Annotated in this window: 18 protein-coding genes; 9 read left to right on the forward strand and 9 right to left on the reverse strand. The window is 72.5% G+C overall.

Annotation, left to right across the window (positions count from 1 at the left end; all coding sequences use genetic code 11):
- The first annotated feature begins 18 nt into the window (after positions 1 to 18).
- On the forward strand, positions 19 to 717 hold the full coding sequence (locus ACWCQM_RS19645; protein WP_450916442.1) for a class I SAM-dependent methyltransferase: 699 nt from the start codon (positions 19 to 21) through the stop codon (positions 715 to 717).
- Positions 718 to 783: 66 nt separating this feature from the next.
- On the opposite strand, the gene ACWCQM_RS19650 is transcribed toward ACWCQM_RS19645, so the two are convergent.
- Positions 784 to 1,140, reverse strand: coding sequence for a hypothetical protein (locus tag ACWCQM_RS19650; RefSeq protein ID WP_450916443.1), 357 nt, complete (start codon positions 1,138 to 1,140; stop codon positions 784 to 786).
- 222 nt (positions 1,141 to 1,362) lie between these two features.
- Here ACWCQM_RS19650 and ACWCQM_RS19655 point away from each other — a divergent pair, with 222 nt between their 5' ends.
- From ACWCQM_RS19655 to ACWCQM_RS19665, 3 genes are all read left to right on the forward strand, one after another.
- Complete coding sequence (locus ACWCQM_RS19655; protein WP_450916483.1) at positions 1,363 to 2,406, forward strand: slipin family protein; 1,044 nt, start codon at positions 1,363 to 1,365, stop codon at positions 2,404 to 2,406.
- A gap of 122 nt (positions 2,407 to 2,528) precedes the next feature.
- On the forward strand, positions 2,529 to 5,522 hold the full coding sequence (locus ACWCQM_RS19660) for an SNF2-related protein (RefSeq protein ID WP_450916444.1): 2,994 nt from the start codon (positions 2,529 to 2,531) through the stop codon (positions 5,520 to 5,522).
- A complete protein-coding gene (locus tag ACWCQM_RS19665) occupies positions 5,519 to 6,796 on the forward strand; it encodes an SWIM zinc finger family protein (protein WP_450916445.1) in 1,278 nt (425 codons plus the stop codon). The genes ACWCQM_RS19660 and ACWCQM_RS19665 overlap by 4 nt, the downstream gene beginning before the upstream one ends.
- A gap of 138 nt (positions 6,797 to 6,934) precedes the next feature.
- Here the strand turns inward: ACWCQM_RS19665 and ACWCQM_RS19670 are convergent, their stop codons facing one another.
- From ACWCQM_RS19670 to ACWCQM_RS19680, 3 genes are all read right to left on the reverse strand, one after another.
- The gene (locus tag ACWCQM_RS19670) at positions 6,935 to 7,435 is read right to left on the reverse strand and encodes a DUF3574 domain-containing protein (protein ID WP_450916446.1); all 501 of its coding nucleotides are present in this window, start codon (positions 7,433 to 7,435) and stop codon (positions 6,935 to 6,937) included.
- A 161-nt stretch (positions 7,436 to 7,596) separates the two neighbouring features.
- Complete coding sequence (locus tag ACWCQM_RS19675) at positions 7,597 to 8,220, reverse strand: peptidase (RefSeq protein WP_450916447.1); 624 nt, start codon at positions 8,218 to 8,220, stop codon at positions 7,597 to 7,599.
- Positions 8,217 to 9,428 (reverse strand): pyridoxal phosphate-dependent aminotransferase, encoded by a 1,212-nt coding sequence (locus tag ACWCQM_RS19680; protein ID WP_450916448.1) that lies wholly within the window; start codon positions 9,426 to 9,428, stop codon positions 8,217 to 8,219. The genes ACWCQM_RS19675 and ACWCQM_RS19680 overlap by 4 nt, the downstream gene beginning before the upstream one ends.
- A gap of 86 nt (positions 9,429 to 9,514) precedes the next feature.
- Here ACWCQM_RS19680 and ACWCQM_RS19685 point away from each other — a divergent pair, with 86 nt between their 5' ends.
- Together ACWCQM_RS19685 and ACWCQM_RS19690 are read left to right on the forward strand one after the other, a co-directional pair.
- The gene (locus tag ACWCQM_RS19685) at positions 9,515 to 10,195 is read left to right on the forward strand and encodes a winged helix-turn-helix transcriptional regulator (RefSeq protein WP_450916449.1); all 681 of its coding nucleotides are present in this window, start codon (positions 9,515 to 9,517) and stop codon (positions 10,193 to 10,195) included.
- Positions 10,196 to 10,262: 67 nt separating this feature from the next.
- The gene (locus ACWCQM_RS19690) at positions 10,263 to 10,793 is read left to right on the forward strand and encodes a cupin domain-containing protein (protein WP_450916450.1); all 531 of its coding nucleotides are present in this window, start codon (positions 10,263 to 10,265) and stop codon (positions 10,791 to 10,793) included.
- A gap of 13 nt (positions 10,794 to 10,806) precedes the next feature.
- Here ACWCQM_RS19690 and ACWCQM_RS19695 read toward each other — a convergent pair whose 3' ends face one another.
- On the reverse strand, positions 10,807 to 11,172 hold the full coding sequence (locus tag ACWCQM_RS19695) for a nuclear transport factor 2 family protein (protein WP_450916451.1): 366 nt from the start codon (positions 11,170 to 11,172) through the stop codon (positions 10,807 to 10,809).
- A 34-nt stretch (positions 11,173 to 11,206) separates the two neighbouring features.
- On the opposite strand from ACWCQM_RS19695, the gene ACWCQM_RS19700 reads away from it, so the two are divergent.
- A complete protein-coding gene (locus ACWCQM_RS19700) occupies positions 11,207 to 11,851 on the forward strand; it encodes a uridine kinase (protein WP_450916452.1) in 645 nt (214 codons plus the stop codon).
- 43 nt (positions 11,852 to 11,894) lie between these two features.
- Here the strand turns inward: ACWCQM_RS19700 and ACWCQM_RS19705 are convergent, their stop codons facing one another.
- From ACWCQM_RS19705 to ACWCQM_RS19720, 4 genes are all read right to left on the reverse strand, one after another.
- On the reverse strand, positions 11,895 to 12,848 hold the full coding sequence (locus ACWCQM_RS19705) for a carbohydrate kinase family protein (protein WP_450916453.1): 954 nt from the start codon (positions 12,846 to 12,848) through the stop codon (positions 11,895 to 11,897).
- Positions 12,845 to 13,792: a pseudouridine-5'-phosphate glycosidase gene (locus tag ACWCQM_RS19710; protein ID WP_450916454.1), complete on the reverse strand. Its 948-nt coding sequence runs from the start codon at positions 13,790 to 13,792 to the stop codon at positions 12,845 to 12,847. The genes ACWCQM_RS19705 and ACWCQM_RS19710 overlap by 4 nt, the downstream gene beginning before the upstream one ends.
- A 208-nt stretch (positions 13,793 to 14,000) precedes the next feature.
- Positions 14,001 to 14,546 carry a methylated-DNA--[protein]-cysteine S-methyltransferase gene (locus ACWCQM_RS19715; protein ID WP_450916455.1) on the reverse strand — a complete coding sequence of 182 codons (546 nt, stop codon included), beginning with the start codon at positions 14,544 to 14,546 and terminating at the stop codon, positions 14,001 to 14,003.
- 47 nt (positions 14,547 to 14,593) lie between these two features.
- Positions 14,594 to 15,466 (reverse strand): glycerophosphodiester phosphodiesterase, encoded by an 873-nt coding sequence (locus ACWCQM_RS19720; RefSeq protein WP_450916456.1) that lies wholly within the window; start codon positions 15,464 to 15,466, stop codon positions 14,594 to 14,596.
- 214 nt (positions 15,467 to 15,680) lie between these two features.
- Here ACWCQM_RS19720 and ACWCQM_RS19725 point away from each other — a divergent pair, with 214 nt between their 5' ends.
- Both ACWCQM_RS19725 and uvrB read left to right on the forward strand, forming a co-directional pair.
- Positions 15,681 to 16,550 carry an MHYT domain-containing protein gene (locus tag ACWCQM_RS19725; protein WP_450916457.1) on the forward strand — a complete coding sequence of 290 codons (870 nt, stop codon included), beginning with the start codon at positions 15,681 to 15,683 and terminating at the stop codon, positions 16,548 to 16,550.
- Between the two features lie 39 nt (positions 16,551 to 16,589).
- Positions 16,590 to 18,719 (forward strand): excinuclease ABC subunit UvrB, encoded by a 2,130-nt coding sequence (gene uvrB / locus ACWCQM_RS19730; RefSeq protein ID WP_450916458.1) that lies wholly within the window; start codon positions 16,590 to 16,592, stop codon positions 18,717 to 18,719.
- Positions 18,720 to 18,725: the final 6 nt, after the last annotated feature.

An 18,725-nucleotide genomic window follows, 5' to 3' on the forward strand; every position in this document is an offset into this window, starting at 1 on the left:
CACGGGCGTTGTGCCGGCATGAGCCTGATACGTGAGGGACACACAGGGACGGGACCCGGCTCCATCACACCGGACGGCTGCGCGGTCGAGCTCTACGCGCGCCTGTCCGCCGGCACCGAACCGGAGGTGATCCGGTCGGTCCTGCCACCCGGTGCGAGCGTGCTCGAACTGGGCTGCGGCGCGGGCCGGGTGACACATCCGCTGGTGGAGCTCGGCTTCGCGGTGACCGCGGTGGACGAGTCGGCTCAGATGCTGGAGCGCGTCCACGGAGCACGCACGGTGCGGAGCCCGATCGAGGAGCTGGACCTCGGCGAGGAGCGGTTCGACGCGGTGGTGCTCGGGTCCTTCCTGGTGCACACGAGCGACCACCGGGTCAGGGAGGGGCTGCTCGGGGCCTGCCGCAGGCATGTGAAGGACGACGGGGTCGTGCTCATCCAGCGCGAGGGCGCCGACTACCACTCGGACCTGCCCCGCGAGCGGGAGGACCGGCAGGCAGGCTGCACCATACGCATCCTCTCGGCGGAGCCGCTGGGCGACGGGGTGGACGAGGTGCGCGCCGAGTACGTCTTCGAGGACGCCCGCTGGACCCAGACCTTCCGCTCCCGCGCACTCTCCGCGGAGCGCTTCGAGACGTATCTGGGGAAGGCCGGGCTCGCCGTCGACCGTTCTCTCACCCCGGACGGCGTCTGGGTGCTCGCGCGTCCCGGGAAGCCCTGAGCAGCAGGAGCGGGCGGCGGAGCGGGCAGGCCTGCTGCGGGGGCGGGGCCGGGCACCCCGCGCCGGTCAGTGGACGAACCGGTAGCTGCGCCAGGGCAGGCTGCGCGGGGAGTTTTCGTCGGTGAACGTGGTGGCCACGTAGGTGGTGCCGCCCCCGGTGCAGTCGACGGTGCGGTACAGGATCATGTCGATCAGGGTCTCGTTGGCGACCTTGTTCGCCCCGGCCGGAGCCATCCGGTGACAGCCCTTCACCGATGGGCTGTGCACGGTGATGACCTTCTCCCGCTCGGTGGTGTAGGAGACCGGCCCCACCGCGGTGCGCCCCAGGCCGGAACAGCCGGTGACGGCCAGGGTGAGCAGGGCCGCACCGGCGGCGGTGCGGATACGTCGGCGGAGAACGGTGGGGGGCGCGGTGACGGACATGGGCGGGGTCCTCGTCTGCTCGTCCGGCTCATCGGTACGTCACAGAGACGTGCTGGCGCTGGCCACCCTGCCCGTTCCCCCGGGCACCGGCATCCGGTGCGCGGCCGGCCGGGGCCATGGACACCCGGACAGAGGTTCGAAGGTGGGCGGATCGGGCATATCGTGGTAATAGAGGCATGGCGAGTGGGTGCGGTGACGCATTCCCGGACGCAGGGGGCCGTGATGGTCCAGGAGCTGGTGGTCGCGTTGGTGGCCGTGGTGTCGTGCTGCCTGTTGTACGCCCTGGCCGCGGCGCGGGTGGTCAAACAGTACGAGCGGGGCGTGGTGCTCCGGCTCGGCAGGCTGCACGACCAGGTGCGCGCCCCGGGCTTCACCATGATCGTCCCGGGTGTCGACCGGCTTCGTAAGGTCAACATGCAGATCGTGACGATGCCCGTCCCCGCCCAGGACGGCATCACGCGGGACAACGTGACGGTGCGTGTGGACGCCGTCATCTACTTCAAGGTCGTGGACCCGGCGAGCGCCGTGATCCAGGTGGAGGACTACCGGTTCGCGGTCTCCCAGATGGCGCAGACCTCGCTGCGGTCGATCATCGGCAAGAGCGACCTGGACGATCTGCTGTCCGACCGCGAGAAGCTCAACCAGGGCCTGGAGCTGATGATCGACAGCCCCGCCGTGGGCTGGGGCGTGCAGATCGACCGGGTGGAGATCAAGGACGTGTCGCTGCCGGAGACGATGAAGCGCTCGATGGCCCGGCAGGCCGAGGCCGACCGTGAGCGGCGCGCCCGGGTCATCAACGCCGACGCGGAGCTCCAGGCGTCGAAGAAGCTCGCCCAGGCCGCCAGCGAGATGTCGACCCAGCCGGCGGCGCTCCAGCTACGACTGCTGCAGACGGTGGTCGCGGTCGCGGCCGAGAAGAACTCCACGCTGGTGCTGCCCTTCCCCGTGGAGCTGCTCCGCTTCCTCGAGCGCGCCCAGCAGGGGCCGCAGCCGGCAGGCGCGGGCGAGCCGCAGAACGCGTCGGCCGAGCAGCGTGCGGTGGAGGAGCGTCCCGCGCCGGGCGAGGCCGCGGCGGACGAACCGGTCCCGGAGGAGCCCGTCGCGGAGAAGTCCGTCGTGGAGGAGTCCGTCCCGGAGCGGCCCGTTCGGGGTCAGGCGCTGACCGGGTCCGGGCCGGTGCCGGAGTTCGATCCGGACGGGCTGCCGGAGTTCGACCCCGAGCAGCTGACCGACGGGACCCACGCCAAGCCCCTCACCCGTCACTGACCCCCTCCTCAGCCCGTCCCACCTGTGGAAACACGGCCGGGGCGGGCGCTGTCACACCCCCCGCCTAGACTCACCAGGGCGGGGGGAGACGTGACAGGACCGAGGCGGAAGGGGGCAGTGGCATGGCGCGGCAGACGCGGGACGGGGCCTACGAGCGGCTGCTCCGGTGCGCCGCGGTGTTCCTGCCGGGCGCACTGCCCCGGGACGGCCGGATCGCCTTCTGGGACCCGGACGGGAGCGCCGGTCTCGGCGGCTCCGGCACGGCGTCGCCCGGCGGGGCGTTTCCGGCTGCGGGAGAGCCCGCGGGCGAGTCCCCCGGGGAGTCCGCGTACGCCCTGACCGGGCTCACGGTCGTCGGGCGCCACGCCGGTACGGGCAGCACGGGCACGGACGGCGTCCGCTCCCGCACGGTGCCCGCCGTGGTGCTTCCCGTCGAGGACGCGGTGCCGCTGCTCGCCCGCGCCCGCCACCGCGCCGTGGCCCACCCCGCGACCCGCGCCTGGGGCGCGGCGGCCGTGCACGCGCTGACCCTCGTCGCACGCGGAAGACTGCTGCCCGGGCTCACGGCCGACGACCACGACGCCTGGCGCGCGGGGCCGCGCGACGCCGAGGACATCGCGCATCTGAGAGCCGTAGCCGCCTCGATGCCGCCCGAGGGACACGCGGTCCCGTTGGACGGCACACCCCTGCGGGTTCCCGAACCCAGGGCGCTGATCGGCGCCTTCCTCGATGCCGTCGCCGACGTCCTTCCCCGGACGCCCGCCGCCGCCCACGCGATGGGGGCGCCCTTCGCCGCCCGCGAGGCACAGCATCTGCCGGACGCCCGTGCCTGGGCCGTCGAGGTGGCCGCCGGACTCGACGCCGGGGTGCGTGTGTCGCTCCGGCTCGACCTGTCGGCGTACGACCTCTTCGACAGCGGCGACGACAGCACCGGCGACGGCGACAGCACCGGCGATGGTGCGGAGGCCGCCGGAAGCGAGGACGTGCGGGCCGCTCCGTCCGCCGCGCGCCATGCCGCCGCCGCCATCACCCAGGTGCACAGCCTCGCCGACCCGACGTACGTCACCGACGCGGCCACCCTGTGGGCCGGCGGCGCGGGCGAGCCCTTCGGGCCGAGGGCGAGGATCGACGCCGTACTCGCGCTGCGCCGCGCCGCCCGCGTCTGGCCGCCCCTGGAGCGCCTGCTGGACCAGCCCGTCCCCGACGTCCTCGCTGTCACCGAGGACGAGCTCTACGAACTGATCGGCGAGGCAGGAGCGCGGCTCGCGGCGGCCGGGGTCGCGGTCCACTGGCCCCGGGAGCTCGCGCGCTCGCTCACCGCGGCGGCCGTCGTCCGGCCCGCGCCCGGTTCGGCCACCGACGGCACCTCGTTCTTCGACGCCGAGCAGCTCTTCGCGTTCAACTGGCAGCTCTCCCTCGGCGACGACCACCTCACCGAGGCGGAGATGGACACGCTCGCCGAGGCGCACCGCCCCGTGGTGCGTCTGCGTGACCAGTGGGTCGTCGTCGATCCCGCGCTCGTCCGCAAGGCGCGCAAGCGGGAGCTCGGCCTCCTGGACCCCGTGGACGCCCTCGCCGTCGCCCTGACCGGCACCGCCGAGGTCGACGGCGAGCAGGTCGAGGCCGTGCCCGCCGGAGCCCTCGCCGCGCTCCGCGCGCGCATCCTGGACGAGGACACCACCCTCCCCGCGCCGCCCGGCCTCGACGCGACCCTCCGCGACTACCAGCTCCGCGGCCTGGCCTGGCTGGACCGGATGACCTCGCTCGGCCTCGGCGGCTGCCTCGCCGACGACATGGGCCTGGGCAAGACGATCACGGTCATCGCGCTCCACCTGCACCGCGCCCACGCCGCCCCCACCCTCGTCGTCTGCCCCGCCTCCCTCCTCGGCAACTGGCACCGCGAGATCAACCGCTTCGCCCCCGGAGTCCCCGTGCGCCGCTTCCACGGCACCGACCGCAGCCTCACGGGCGCGGACGGCGGCTTCGTCCTCACGACGTACGGCACGATGCGCTCCAGCGCGGAGCAGCTCGCCGCGCACACCTGGGGCCTGGTCGTCGCCGACGAGGCGCAGCACGTGAAGAATCCGCACTCCTCCACGGCCAGGGCCCTGCGCACCATCCCCGCCCCGGCGCGGGTCGCCCTGACCGGCACGCCCGTGGAGAACAACCTCTCCGAGCTCTGGGCGCTGCTCGACTGGACCACCCCCGGTCTGCTCGGACCGCTCAAGGCGTTCCGTGCCCGGCACGCCCGGATCGTGGAGAACACCGGCACCGCCGCCGGCCTGGGCAACGAGGAGGCGGTCGAACGGCTCTCCCGGCTGGTCCGCCCCTTCCTGCTGCGCCGCAAGAAGTCCGACCCCGGCATCGCGCCCGAGCTGCCGCCCAAGACCGAGACCGACCACCCCGTCTTCCTCACCCGCGAGCAGGCCACGCTCTACGAGGCCGCGGTCCGCGAGACCATGGCGTTCATCGAGCAGTCGGAGGGCATCGCGCGACGCGGGCTGATCATGAAGCTGCTGGGCTCGCTCAAGCAGATCTGCAACCACCCCGCGCAGTATCTGAAGGAGGAGCCGACCCGGCTGACCGGGCGCTCCGGCAAGCTCGCCCTGCTCGACGAGCTCCTCGACACGATCCTGTCCGAAGACGGCTCCGTCCTGATCTTCACCCAGTACGTCTCGATGGCCCGGCTCCTCTCCGCCCACCTCGCCTCCCGCGCCATCCCCTCCCAACTGCTGCACGGCGGCACGCCGGTGCCCGAGCGCGAGCGGATGGTGGACCGCTTCCAGTCCGGCGAGGTCCCCGTCTTCCTGCTCTCCCTCAAGGCGGCCGGCACGGGACTGAACCTCACCCGGGCCGCCCATGTCATCCACTACGACCGGTGGTGGAACCCCGCGGTCGAGGAGCAGGCCACCGACCGGGCGTACCGCATCGGGCAGACCCAGCCGGTGCAGGTGCACCGGCTGATCGCCGAGGGCACGGTCGAGGACCGGATCAGCGAACTCCTGGCGTCCAAGCGGGTCCTCGCCGACGCGGTGCTCGGGTCCGGCGAGGCCGCCCTGACCGAGCTCAGCGACCGTGACCTGGCCGACCTCGTCTCGCTCCGGAGGACGTCATGAGCCCCGGTGGGAGCCCCGCGGCCCGCCCCGGCCCCGACGATCTGCGGCGTACGTTCGAAGCGGTGCCCGCGCGGGCCACCGACGCCGACGGCCCCTTCGCCGACAGCTGGTGGGGCCGGGCCTGGGTGGACGCCCTGGAGTCCCTGTCGATGGACGAGGGACGCCTCGCCCGCGGCCGTTCGTACGCCGACGGCGGCCAGGTCGCCGCGATCACCGTCACCCCCGGCCGGGTCATCGCCTACGTCCACGGCAGCCGCCCCCGCCCCTACCGCGCGGAGCTGCGCCTGCGTTCGTTCTCGGCCGCCGACTGGGACACCTTCCTGGACGCCGTGGCCGCCAGGCCGGGGCACCTGTCCGCCCTGCTCGACAAGGAGATGCCGCACTCCCTGGTGGACACGGCGGGCGAGACCGGCATCCGGCTGCTGCCCGCCGCCGGCGACCTGGACCCGGACTGCTCCTGCCCCGACCGGGGCTGGCCCTGCAAGCACGTGGCCGCCCTCTGCTACCAGACGGCACGGCTCCTGGACAGCGACCCGTTCGTCCTCCTGCTGATGCGCGGCCGGGGCGAGCGCGAACTCCTCGACGAGCTCGGCCGCCGCAACGCGGAGCACTCCGCGCGTGAGCGCCCGGAGACCGCCGCCATGCCCTCGGTCCCGGCGGCCGAGGCCCTCGCCGAGCGTTTCCTGCCGCCGCTGCCCCCGCCGCTGCCGGTGCCGCCGTATCCCGGCGAGCCCCCGTCCTACCCCGAGCTGTCCGGCGCCCGTGACCCGCTGGGCCTCGACCACCTCGCCACGGACGCGGCGGCCCGCGCCCACGCGATGCTCACCACCGGAGAGGACCCGCTCGCCGGGCTCAGCACCTGGCAGGACGCCGTCCGGATCGCCGCGTCCCGCCCCACCGCCGGCCTCACCGCCACGACCAGGGCCCTCTACCGCGAGCTGGCCTTCGCCACCGGCCGCACCACCACCGACCTGGCCCGCGCCGTCGCGGCCTGGCGGCAGGGCGGCGCGGAGGGCCTCGACGTCCTGGAGAATCCGTGGGACCCGCCGGCCGGCCCCTTCGACCGGGCCCGTCCCGCTCTCGCCGCCGCCGACTTCCCGCGCTTCCAGCCGTGGCGCAACCACCTCACCAACGCCGGGGGCACCCTCCAGCTCCGCTTCGGCCACGACAGCCGGTGGTACGGCTACGAGTCCGACCCGGGCGAGGACGACTGGTGGCCCAGAGCCGCACCGGACCCGGACCCGGTCGCCGCGCTCGCCGGCCTGCGGAGCTGACGCCGCCCGGCCCGCCGGCGCCGGCCTCCCGATGACGCCGCGGCCGTCCCGTGAGTGCGCTCGTTCAGCGGCTCAGAAGTCGGCGAGGGTGCGACCGTCCCCCGGCTCAGAAGCCGGCGAGTGCGCTCGTTCAGCGGCTCAGAAGTCGGCGAGGGTGCGCTCGTCCAGCCGGGCCACCGAGTCCTGGGCGTAGGCCGTCTCGTACGCGGCGCGGATCCGTTCGATCTGCGGGTCCCGCGGACGGGCCTCCGACGCCGGGTACAGCAGGATGAGTTCGTACGAACGCTCCCGCTCGATCACCCCGTTGGAGTCGCGCCACTGCCCCCGGCCCTCCTGGACCGTCAGGCCGCTGGGGAAACTCGGGGTGACCTCGCGGTCGATGAACGACTGGAACTGCGCATCCGTCACATCGGCACCGCCGTCCGGCCGTTCGGTGCCGAAGAAGAGACGGGTCTCGACGTAGGCGGTGCCGCGCGCGGCGGGAGCCGCGGTGCTCCGGGGCGCGGTGTCGCCGAGGGTGGCGTACGCGAGGGGCGTACCGGCGGCGAGTACGGCGCAGGCCGCGACGGCGGCCATGACCGCGGTGCGCCGCCCGGAACGCTCGGGACGCGGGTCGGTCAGTGTGCGCGGACGCGGCATGATGGTCTCCCGGGTGCGGTCGGACGAGGTCGGCGCCCACCGTGGCACGGGAGCCCCGCGCCCGTGTGCCGGGACATCCGGATCACGCCCGGACCCACCCGTAATGATGAGCCACTAAACCTGCGCCGGGGAGCCGACCACGCCCGCGCCCGGGCGCCCGGCTACGCCTGTGCCGGGGCGGGCAGGGACACCCCGCGGCCCGCGAAGAATTGCTCGAAGACGGGCACGGGGAGGGCGGCCGTACGCGTCCGGGCCGTCGTCCCGGACGGGTTGTGGAAGTGCACGCCCGCGCCGTCCGCCGTACGCGAGGTCACCAGCACCAGATGGCCACCGCGCCCCGGAGCGGGCCGGTCCGGGTGCCGGATGCCGTAGTGCACCGAGGCCATCACCGTCCTGCCCCCGTCCACCAGATCCAGGATTCCGGCGGGGGTGAGCTCCCGGTGGACGACCGCGTCCAGGCCGTGGACCTCGGCGGCGTACCGGGCGAAGGGGGCGTAGACCAGGCCCTTGATGACCCCCTCGGCGTCCTCGGTGTACGCGTCGTAGGCCAGCGCACCGTCCCGCAGCGCGAACAGGGACGGCGCGCCGGCCCCGAGCGCCATGCGCAGACAGGTCATCCCGCACAGATGGCCCGCCCAGCGCGCGTACTCCGCCGGTGACGCCGCACCCGAGTCCGCCCAGCCGGGGTCGTCGGCCGGATCGAGACCGCCCTCCACGATCGCCCCCACCAGATCCGGCGAGGCGAACTGTGTGTGCGCGGGGAAGCGGCAGGCCGGGCAGGTCACTGGCGGTATCCGTTCAGGAAGCGTCCGATGCGGCTGATCGCGGCGTCCAGGTCGTCGGCGTGCGGGAGGGTGAGGATGCGGAAGTGGTCCGGGCGCGGCCAGTTGAAGCCGGTGCCCTGCACCACCTGGATCTTCTCCCGCAGCAGCAGGTCCAGGACGAAGCGCTCGTCGTCGACGATGTCATGGACCTTCGGATCGATGCGCGGGAAGGCGTACAGCGCGCCCTTCGGCTTCACGCACGACACCCCGGGGATCTCGTTCAGCCGCTCCCAGGCCCGGTTGCGCTGCTCGTGCAGCCTGCCGCCGGGGGCGGTGAGCTGGTGGATCGACTGCCGGCCGCCGAGCGCCGCCTGGATCGCGTACTGCGCCGGGGCGTTGGGGCACAGCCGCATGGAGGCGAGCATGGTGAGCCCCTCCAGATAGCTGCGGGCGTGCTGCCGCGGGCCGGAGACCACCATCCAGCCGGAGCGGAAACCGGCGACACGGTAGGTCTTGGAGAGCCCGCTGAAGGTCAGGCAGAGCAGATCCGGCGCCAGGACGCCCACACTGTGGTGCTCCGCGTCGTCGTAGAGGATCTGGTCGTAGATCTCGTCGGCGAACACCATCAGGCCGTGCCTGCGCGCCAGGTCGAGCATGCCGTCCAGGACCTCGCGGGAGTAGACGGCACCCGTCGGGTTGTTCGGGTTGATGATCACCATGGCGCGGGTGCGGTCGGTGATCTTCGAGGCCATGTCGGCGAGGTCGGGGTTCCAGTCCGCCCCCTCGTCGCACACGTAGTGCACGGCCTTCCCGCCCGCGAGCGTGGTCACGGCGGTCCACAGCGGATAGTCCGGGCTCGGGATCAGGATCTCGTCGCCGTCCTCCAGGAGTCCCTGCACGGCCATGGAGATCAGCTCGGACACCCCGTTGCCGAGGAAGATGTCGTCCACGCCGACCTCGGTCATGCCCATCGCCTGATAGCGCTGCGCCACGGCGCGGCGGGCGGACAGGATGCCGCGCGAGTCGGTGTAGCCATGGGCCTGGGGGAGCATCCGGATCATGTCCTGGACGATCTCCTCCGGCGCCTCGAAGCCGAAGAGCGCCGGATTGCCCGTGTTGAGACGGAGCACGCTGTGGCCCGCCTCCTCCAGGGCGTTCGCCTGCTCGATGACCGGGCCCCGGATCTCGTAACAGACCTCGTTGAGCTTGCTGGACTGCCGGAACTCCATGCGGTGCCTCCCCGACCCGAATTGCGATACTTGGTTTTACCAAGCTTGGGCTTGGAAAGTCCAACAACATGTCTAGACTGCGTCGCATGCCACGTCAGCAGCAGCCCGCACGCCCAGCCCGCCGCCGGAGCTACGACCAGTTCTGCGCCACCGCCCGTGCCCTCGACTCCGTCGGCGACCGGTGGACGCTGCTGATCGTCCGTGAACTGCTGGCAGGCCCCCGCCGCTACACGGATCTGCTCGCCGATCTGCCCGGTGTCAGCACCGATGTGCTGGCCTCCCGGCTGAAGGACATGGAGCAGGGCGGCCTGGCCGTGCGGCGCCGGCTCCCGCCTCCCGCCGCCGCCTCGGTCTACGAACTGACCGAGCACGGCCGGGGTTTGCTCCCGGTCCTGACCGCGCTCGCGGGCTGGGGCGCGCCCGCGCTCGACGAGCGCCGCCCCACGGACGCGGTCAGGGCCCACTGGTTCGCGCTGCCGCTGCTGCGCGCCCTGGACGGTCTCACCCACGCGGGGGTGGTCGAAGTCCGTCTGGCCGAGGGCGAGTTCCACATGCGCACGGGGGTTGTGGCCGCCGGGGCGGAGGCGTACGGATACGGTCCGGCGGATCGCCCCGACGCGTGCCTCGTGCTCGGCACGGACGTCGCCCTCGCGCTCGGGCGCGGTGAATGCACCCTGGCCGAGGCGGTCGGGGACGGCCGGGCCGAGGTGCTCGGCGAGGGGCCGCTCGCCGTGGAACTCCGTGGCGGCCAACAGCCGCGTCATTGACCCCGGGCGGTCAACCCGCCGGTAGCGTAGGGGCGTTCATCGGTCCCCGGTGCTGAGGGAGTCCTTCATGAGGTTCGGCGGCATGGTCGGTGTCAGGAGCGCGAGGAGCGGCGGGAGCGGGAAGGGCCCGAGGAAGCGGGGGGCGCTGCGCAACGCCGCGCTGGTGGGGGTCTGCGTCGCGGCGCTCGGCCTGGTGCCCGCTGCTGCCGTCGCCACACCGGGCAGCGGGGTGAGCGGCACCGTCGTCGCCAAGGGCACCTCCGAGTCCAAGCTCAAGATCAAGCCCCCGAACGGCCCCACGGACGTGACCTTCCGGGAGATCACCGTGCAGCCGGGCGGCTCCACCGGCTGGCACACCCACAGCGGGCAGCTGATCGCCGTCGTCAAGGCCGGGACGCTCACCCGGACCCTCGACGACTGCTCGGTCGAGGTGACGCCCGCAGGAACGTCCTTCATCGAACCGGCCGGGGCCGGCCACCGGCACATCGGGCGCAACCTGGGGACGGAACCCGTGGTCCTGTGGGTGACCTATCTGCTCCCCGAAGGAAGCGAACTCTCCTACGACGCCGAAGCGGCGGACTGCCCGGGGGAGAAGTAGCCCGGAGGCCGGGTCAGTTGGCGGGCGTCTCGCCGTACGCGCCGAAGCCCGCCACGACCAGGCCGTCACGGAAGGTCAGCACCTCACTCACCCTGCCGCCGATCTGGTTGAGATAGTCGATCACCAGCGCGTCGACGCTCGCCCGGACGTCCATCACCTCGAACCGCAGGTCCGGGATGCGCTCCAGGCCGGCCGCCCAGTACGCGCGCAGGGCCTCCTTGCCGTGCACGGTCCCGGCGCTGTCGCCCGTCAGCCGGGCGATCATGGGCGAACTGAAGGTCACGTCCTCGTGGTAGTGCGCCAGGACGCGGTCCAGGTCGTGGGAGTTCCAGTCGTCCTGCCACTGGGCGGCGAACCGGCGGGCGAAGTCGAGATCCATACTGATCATCATGGCGCAGAGCGATGATGGACGTGTGCGATTCGAACCCATCACCTGGGCGCGGCTGGCCCGGGCCCTCGCCGTCCACGCCGACGGACTCGAACCCGCCGACGGCGGGTCCTGGCTGCGGATCGGCGTCGACGGCGCTCCCGCCGCCCGCCCCGAAGAGCCCGCCGAGCGGCTCGCCGAGGCGCTGCGGGCCCGCGGGCGGCCCGTTCTTACCGTCTCCACGAGCGGCTTCCTGCGCCCGGCCAGCCTGCGCTACGAGTACGGCAAGGAGGACCCGGACTCCTATGCCGACAGCTGGTTCGACACCGGTGCGCTGTGGCGCGAGGTCTTCCGCCCGCTGGAGGCCGGCGGCAGCGGACGCGTACTGCCCGACCTGTGGAACCCCGTGACGGACCGGGCCACCCGCAGCCCGTACCAGGAACTGCCCGAAGGCGGCGTGCTGGTCCTCCACGGCCCGCTGCTCCTCGGGCACTGGTTCCCCTTCGACCTCGGCATCCACCTGAGCCTGTCGCCGGGCGCGCTGCGGCGGCGTACGGAGGAGGGCGAGCGGTGGACGCTGCCCGCCTTCGCCCGCTACGAGGACGAGGTGGGCCCCGCGGAACGAGCGGACACGGTGGTCCGGGCCGATGACCCGCACCACCCGGCCTGGACCGGGCTCGCCACTGCCTGAAGGCGGTCCGGGCCTTCGCCCCGGCGAGGCCGGCGCGTCCGGCTCAGGCCGGGCGACCCCCGACCGTGGCGACCGCCTCCGCTCCCGCCCGGCAGCCCGCCGCGGCGGCCGAGGCATCGTCAGCCCCGGCGATGAGCGCGGCGAGGAAGCCGCCGGTGAAGGCGTCACCCGCGCCCGTCGAGTCGACCCGGGCGCGGAGCGCCGCCGCCGGTACGCGCGTGGTCACCGTGCCTCCCGTCGCCAGCAGGACGCCCCGGTCCCCGAGCGTGACGGCGACCCGGCCGACGTGGTGGCTCAGCTTGGCCGCCGCGTCGGCGGGATCGGGCAGCCCCGTCAGCTCCCGTGCCTCGTCGGCGTTGGGCAGCAGCAGGTCCACGCCTTCTACCAGGCCGAGGAACGCCCCGGCGCCCAGACCGGCCAGGAAGCCTGCCGAGGCCGGGTCCACGCTGACCGGTACGCCCCGCCGCCGCGCCTCCGCCAGCGCGAGGGCCGCCGTCGCCCTGCTCGTCGCCGCGAAGAGGAGATAGCCGGACACATGGAGCCGGGCCGCACCGTCGAGCAGCGACGCGTCCCAGTCGCCGGGGGAGAGGCGCACGACCGCCCCGCTGTCGGTGAGGAAGGTGCGCTCGGCCGACGGGTCGACCAGCGCCACCACCGTGCCGGTCGGGACCTCCTCGTCGACCGCCAGGACGGGACGCACCCCCGCCCGCAGCAGCGCGTCCCGGTGCCAGACGGCGGACCCGGCCCCGGCCCGGGCGAGCAGCCGTACGTCCCGGCAGCCCGAACGCGCCGCCCAGCAGGCCACGTTGGCCCCCGAACCGCCCGGCAGCGTGGTGATCCGCGCCGGCGTGTCCGTGCCGTGGAGCGGCGCGGAACCGTGCCGGACGACCACATCCGTGACCACCTCCCCGACGACGAGCAGAGCGCCCCCGCTCACCGCGCCCCCGCTCACCGCGCCCCCGCTCACCGCGCCGCCGCTCACCGCGCCGCCGCTCATCGCGCCGCCGCCACGGCGATCCGGGCCGCCAGCGCCACGTTTCCGCGTACGGCGGCGAGATTGGCCTCCAGGGACGCGCCCCCGGTCTCCCGCATCAGATACTCCAGGAGGAACGGGGTGACGGCCTGCCCGGTGATCCCGCGCTCCCGGCAGGCCTCCAGGGCCCCGGCGAGCACCCGGTCGTGCACGGCGGGGTCCAACTGCTCCTCCTCCGGCACGGGGTTGGCCACGATCAGCGCCGCGGGCGGGCCGCCGAGCTCCTCCCGGGCCCGCATCACGTCGGCGACCTCCTGCGGCGTACGCACGGTCCAGTCGACCGGCTCGCCCGAACTGCTCAGATAGAAGCCGGGGAAATACTCCGTGCCGTAACCGAGCACCCCGACGCCGAGCGTCTCCAGCCGCTGGAGCGTGGCGGGCACGTCCAGGATCGACTTCACGCCCGCGCACACCACCGTGATCCCGGTCCGGGCGAGCAGCCGCAGGTCAGCGGACTCGTCCTGCGTCAGCGCCCACTCCCGGTGTACGCCGCCGAGCCCGCCGGTCGCGAAGACGCCGAGCCCCGCCCGCGCCGCGAGGAAGGCGGTCGCGGAGACGGTGGTCGCCCCGCTCGCCTTCTGGGCGAGGGCGGGCGCGAGGTCGCGGTGACCCAGCTTCCGCACGGCGGGGTCCCCGGCGATCCGCTCCAACTGACCGGTCGACAGGCCCACATGGGCCCGGCCGTCCAGCACGGCGACGGTGGCGGGCACGGCGCCCGCCTTCCGTACGGTCTCCTCCAGCTCCTGGGCGACCTGGAGATTGCGGGGACGCGGCAGACCGTGCGCGATGATCGTCGACTCCAGGGCGACGACGGGCCGCCGCTCACCGAGGGCCTCCCGCACCTCCTCGGAGAGCACGGACGCGTGGTGGCCGGTTTCCTGCGAGGGGAGTGCTGGATTCTGAGGCATGCCCCATCCCTGTCGCAGCCGCCGTGGCCGCAAACCCGGGCATCGGAGTCTTTCGCCGGGGCCCGGCCACAGAGTCCCGGGTCACAGCTCCTCGGACCGAGACCCCCGGTTCGAGGACTCCTGGACCACGGCCCTTCGGGCCGAAGACCCCCGGGCCGCTTCCTCGCGGACCACAGCCGTCGGAACACAGCCCTCGGAAGGCAGCCCCTCAGAACAGGGGCTGCGGAAGTATCCCCTCCAGTGCCAGCAGCTGCCGCTTCGTCTCCAGCCCGCCGCCGAACCCGCCGAGGCCCCCGTCGCTCTCCACCACCCGGTGGCACGGCACCACCACCGGGAGGGGGTTGGATCCCATGGCCGCCCCCACGGCCTGGGCCCCGCCAGGCTGGCCGACCCGGGCCGCCAGGTCGCCGTAGCCCACGACTGTCCCGTAGGGCACGCCCGCGGCCAGCTCCTGGAGCACCTCGCGGTGGAAACCGGAGGTCAGTGACCAGTCGAGGTCGAGCGAGAACTCCCGCAGCTCTCCGTCGAAATACGCCGTGAGCTGCCGGACGGGCCCGGCCAGCAGCGCGGAACCGAGGGACTCCACCGGCTCCGCGCCCAGGCGTGTCCGCAACTGTCCGATGGCCTTCTCCCGGACGTCGGGGCGCGCGTGGAAGACCACGGTCACCAGGCCCGCGCGGGTCGCGGCGAGCAGCAGCGGCCCGATGCCGCTCGGCACGACGGACCACTCCACGACCTGCTCGCTGCTCTCCATGCGACCACCGTACGGCCCGCCACCGACAATGCCCCCGGGGCCGGAGGTCAGCGGGTGGCGTCCCGCACCACGTCCGGGTTGTTCGTGATGATGCCGTCCACGCCGAAGCCGGCCATCTCCGCCGCCTTCGCCGCGTCGTTCACCGTCCAGGTGTTGACGCGCAGCGGCTTGCCGTGGGCGCCCTTCAGCTTCTGCACCGCGGCGACGTAGTCGGCACCGATCGACGTGTACGACGGATTGATCTGGTCGGTGAACGCCGCGTAGGACGGCAGATCGGCCACCGCCGGGGTGCCGAGGAAGCCGGTGACGACGTCCGGACGCTGGGCGTGGACAGTTTTCACACTCTCTGCACCGAAGCTCTGGATGACCAGCCGCTGCTTGACGTGGGAGAGGTCGAGCCACCCCTCCTCACGCAGGACGCGCAGGGTCTCCTTCTCGATCCCCGGGTAGGTCTCCGGGCTCTTGATCTCCAGGAGCAGCTTCTGGCGGTTGCGCTCGACTCGGTGCAGATACTGCTCCAGCGTCGGCACCCGGGCCCCCTCGAAACCGGCGCCGAACCAGCTGCCCGCGTCAAGTTTCGCGATCTCCGCGGCGGTGAAGTCCTTGACCGCCCAGGGAGCGCGGTCGGGGTAGACCTCCTCGGCGTCGGTGGTCCTGTTCAGGGTGGTGTCGTGCACGACGACCAGCACACCGTCCTTGGTGAGCTGCACGTCGTTCTCCACCCACGCGATGCCCAGATCGTCGGCCGCGTCCACGGCCGCCAGGGTGTTCTCCGGGGCGTACGCGGAGGCTCCGCGGTGGGCGTAGACGACCGGGCTGTCCTGGCTGCCCGTGGCCTGCGCCTGGGTGGCGGGCAGCAGGACGCAGGTGCCGAGCAGGGCGGTGACGGCGGCGGACGTGGTGGCTGTGCGTACGGACACGTGTACTCCTCGCATCGGGGTGGCGACATGCAGAGACTCTCAGCCGTTACCCAACGGACGGCAGGACGATGGTGGCCATGATGTGAACGGATTGTCGGGTACCGGATCCCGGTCCCCTCCAGAAGCGGATAAAATGCCGTTCTTACGTTTGCTTGCCGGGCCTTGCCCTTTAGGGTCACCCCCGAACCCGGGCCACCGCGAAGGGCGTACCAGCATGCAGGGCACAGTTGACGGATTCACCTACGGCCTCGTCACGCCGGTCGCGGCGTTCGTCATGGCCTGCCTCGGCGCGGCTCTGGGTCTTCGCTGCACCAACCGCTCCCTGCGCACCCGCGGCTCGTCCAGAGCGGGCTGGCTGGCCCTCGGGGCGACCTCCATCGGCTCGGGCATCTGGACGATGCACTTCATCGCGATGCTGGGCTTCAGCGTCCGTGAGGCGCCGGTCAGCTACGACAGGCCCCTCACCTTCGCCAGCCTCGCCGTGGCGATCCTGATGGTGGGGATCGGCATCTTCCTCGTCGGCTACCGGGGCGCCACCCCCATGGCGCTGGTCACGGGCGGGACGATAACGGGCCTCGGTGTCGCCTCCATGCACTACCTCGGCATGGCAGGCATGACCTTCGACGGAGTGTTCGAATACGACACGCTCACCGTCTCGCTCTCCGTCGTCATCGCCGTGGTGGCGGCGACGGCGGCCCTGTGGGCGACCGTCTCCATCCACGGCTTCCTGCCCAGCCTCGGCGCGAGTGTGGTCATGGGGGTGGCGGTGAGCGGGATGCACTACACGGGAATGGCCGCGCTCCGGGTGCACCTGCACGCCGACGCCGTGCCGGTCCCGCCCGGTGAGGCACCCACCTCGCTGCTCCTGCCGATGATGATCGGGCCTGGCTGCTTCCTGCTGCTCGCCGCGGTGGTCGTGATGATCGACCCGCTGGTGGTGACGGGCGCTCCCGCGGGCCCGGTGCGGCGGCGGAACCTCACCGTGCGGCGTGGCGGGCAGATGGCCGCCATCCCGGTCCAGCGCGGGCGCCGGCCGTACGCCACGGCCGTCCGCAAGGAGTACCGGCAGCAGCGGAACCGCTGATCCCCGGCCGTTGTCAGTGGGGGGTCGTACGGTGGTTGCATGCGGCCAGTTTCGAAGATCGAACGTTCGGTGGCGCCTTTCGAGGTCGTCAGTCCCTACCAGCCAAGCGGTGACCAGCCCGCGGCCATCGCCGAGCTGGACCGGCGCATCCGCGCCGGTGAGAAGGACGTCGTCCTGCTCGGCGCGACCGGCACCGGAAAGTCGGCGACGACCGCCTGGATGATCGAGAAGCTGCAGCGCCCCACCCTGGTGATGGCACCGAACAAGACCCTTGCCGCCCAGCTGGCCAACGAGTTCCGCGAGCTCCTGCCGAACAACGCCGTGGAGTACTTCGTCTCGTACTACGACTACTACCAGCCCGAGGCGTACGTCCCGCAGTCGGACACCTACATCGAGAAGGACTCCTCGATCAACGAGGAGGTCGAGCGGCTGCGGCACTCCGCGACGAACTCGCTGCTCACCCGGCGCGATGTCGTCGTGGTCGCCTCCGTCTCCTGCATCTACGGCCTGGGTACCCCGCAGGAGTACGTCGACCGGATGGTCCAGCTCAAGGTCGGCGACGAGATCGACCGCGACCAGCTGCTGCGCCGCTTCGTCGAGATCCAGTACACCCGCAACGACCTGGCGTTCACCCGCGGCACCTTCCGGGTGCGGGGCGACACCATCGAGATCTTCCCGGTGTACGAGGAGCTCGCCGTCCGCATCGAGATGTTCGGCGACGAGATCGAGGCGCTCTCCACGCTCCATCCGCTCACCGGCGAGGTGATCAGCGAGGACGCCTCGCTCCACGTCTTCCCCGCCAGCCACTACGTCGCGGGACCCGAGCGCATGGAGAAGGCGGTGAGCGGTATCGAGCAGGAGCTGGGGGAGCGCCTCGCCGAGCTGGAGAAGCAGGGCAAGATGCTGGAGGCCCAGCGGCTGCGGATGCGCACGACGTACGACATCGAGATGCTCCGCCAGATCGGCACCTGCTCCGGCGTCGAGAACTACTCGATGCACTTCGACGGCCGCTCGCCCGGCACCGCCCCCAACACCCTCCTCGACTACTTCCCGGAGGACTTCCTCCTCGTCCTGGACGAGTCGCACGTCACCGTCCCGCAGATCGGCGCGATGTACGAGGGCGACGCCTCCCGCAAGCGGACGCTCGTCGACCACGGCTTCCGGCTGCCCTCCGCCCTGGACAACCGCCCGCTGAAGTGGGAGGAGTTCCTGGGCCGGATCGACCAGACGGTCTATCTCTCGGCCACCCCCGGGAAGTACGAGATGTCCCGCGGCGACGGTTACGTCGAGCAGATCATCCGCCCCACCGGGCTCGTCGACCCGGAGGTCGTCGTCAAGCCGACCGAGGGCCAGATCGACGACCTGGTGCACGAGATCCGCAAGCGGACCGAGAAGGACGAGCGCGTCCTGGTCACCACCCTCACCAAGAAGATGTCCGAGGACCTCACGGACTACTTCCTGGAGCTCGGCATCCAGGTCCGCTACCTCCACAGCGACGTCGACACCCTGCGCCGCATCGAGCTGCTGCGCGAGCTGCGCTCCGGCGAATTCGACGTCCTGGTCGGCATCAACCTCCTGCGTGAGGGGCTCGACCTCCCCGAGGTGTCGCTCGTGGCCATCCTCGACGCGGACAAGCAGGGCTTCCTGCGTTCGGGCACCTCACTGATCCAGACCATCGGCCGTGCCGCCCGTAACGTCTCCGGGCAGGTCCACATGTACGCCGACAAGGTCACCCCCGCGATGGCCCAGGCGATCGACGAGACCAACCGCCGCCGCGAGAAGCAGATCGCCTACAACACCGAGCGGGGCGTCGATCCGCAGCCGCTCCGCAAGAAGATCAACGACATCGTGGCGTCCATCGCCCGCGAGGAGGTCGACACCGAGCAGCTCCTCGGCACGGGCTACCGGCAGGCCAAGGGAGCCAAGGCCCCGGTGCCCACCCTCGGCACGCAGACAGCGCCCGGTGCCAAGGCGAAGGGCAGGAAGGGCGAAGCCGCGGCGGTCACCGACCGGCCCGCCACGGAGCTCGCGGGGATCATCGAGGAGATGACGGACCGGATGCGCGCGGCCGCCGCCGACCTGCAGTTCGAGGTCGCCGCGCGACTCCGTGACGAGGTGGGGGAGTTGAAGAAGGAGCTGCGTCAGATGAGGGAGGCGGGACTCGCCTGACCGGTG

The organism is Streptomyces sp. NPDC002125 (assembly GCF_053593715.1).

Coding starts and splice junctions, on each gene's coding strand:
- uvrB (WP_450916458.1), top strand. CDS start 16,590: ATGCGGCCAGTTTCGAAGATCGAACGTTCGGTGGCGCCTTTCGAGGTC.
- ACWCQM_RS19660 (WP_450916444.1), top strand. CDS start 2,529: ATGGCGCGGCAGACGCGGGACGGGGCCTACGAGCGGCTGCTCCGGTGC.
- ACWCQM_RS19645 (WP_450916442.1), top strand. CDS start 19: ATGAGCCTGATACGTGAGGGACACACAGGGACGGGACCCGGCTCCATC.
- ACWCQM_RS19670 (WP_450916446.1), bottom strand. CDS start 7,435: ATGCCGCGTCCGCGCACACTGACCGACCCGCGTCCCGAGCGTTCCGGG.
- ACWCQM_RS19665 (WP_450916445.1), top strand. CDS start 5,519: ATGAGCCCCGGTGGGAGCCCCGCGGCCCGCCCCGGCCCCGACGATCTG.
- ACWCQM_RS19695 (WP_450916451.1), bottom strand. CDS start 11,172: ATGGATCTCGACTTCGCCCGCCGGTTCGCCGCCCAGTGGCAGGACGAC.
- ACWCQM_RS19650 (WP_450916443.1), bottom strand. CDS start 1,140: ATGTCCGTCACCGCGCCCCCCACCGTTCTCCGCCGACGTATCCGCACC.
- ACWCQM_RS19705 (WP_450916453.1), bottom strand. CDS start 12,848: ATGAGCGGCGGCGCGGTGAGCGGCGGCGCGGTGAGCGGGGGCGCGGTG.
- ACWCQM_RS19685 (WP_450916449.1), top strand. CDS start 9,515: ATGCCACGTCAGCAGCAGCCCGCACGCCCAGCCCGCCGCCGGAGCTAC.
- ACWCQM_RS19680 (WP_450916448.1), bottom strand. CDS start 9,428: ATGGAGTTCCGGCAGTCCAGCAAGCTCAACGAGGTCTGTTACGAGATC.
- ACWCQM_RS19715 (WP_450916455.1), bottom strand. CDS start 14,546: ATGGAGAGCAGCGAGCAGGTCGTGGAGTGGTCCGTCGTGCCGAGCGGC.
- ACWCQM_RS19710 (WP_450916454.1), bottom strand. CDS start 13,792: ATGCCTCAGAATCCAGCACTCCCCTCGCAGGAAACCGGCCACCACGCG.
- ACWCQM_RS19655 (WP_450916483.1), top strand. CDS start 1,363: ATGGTCCAGGAGCTGGTGGTCGCGTTGGTGGCCGTGGTGTCGTGCTGC.
- ACWCQM_RS19690 (WP_450916450.1), top strand. CDS start 10,263: ATGAGGTTCGGCGGCATGGTCGGTGTCAGGAGCGCGAGGAGCGGCGGG.
- ACWCQM_RS19725 (WP_450916457.1), top strand. CDS start 15,681: ATGCAGGGCACAGTTGACGGATTCACCTACGGCCTCGTCACGCCGGTC.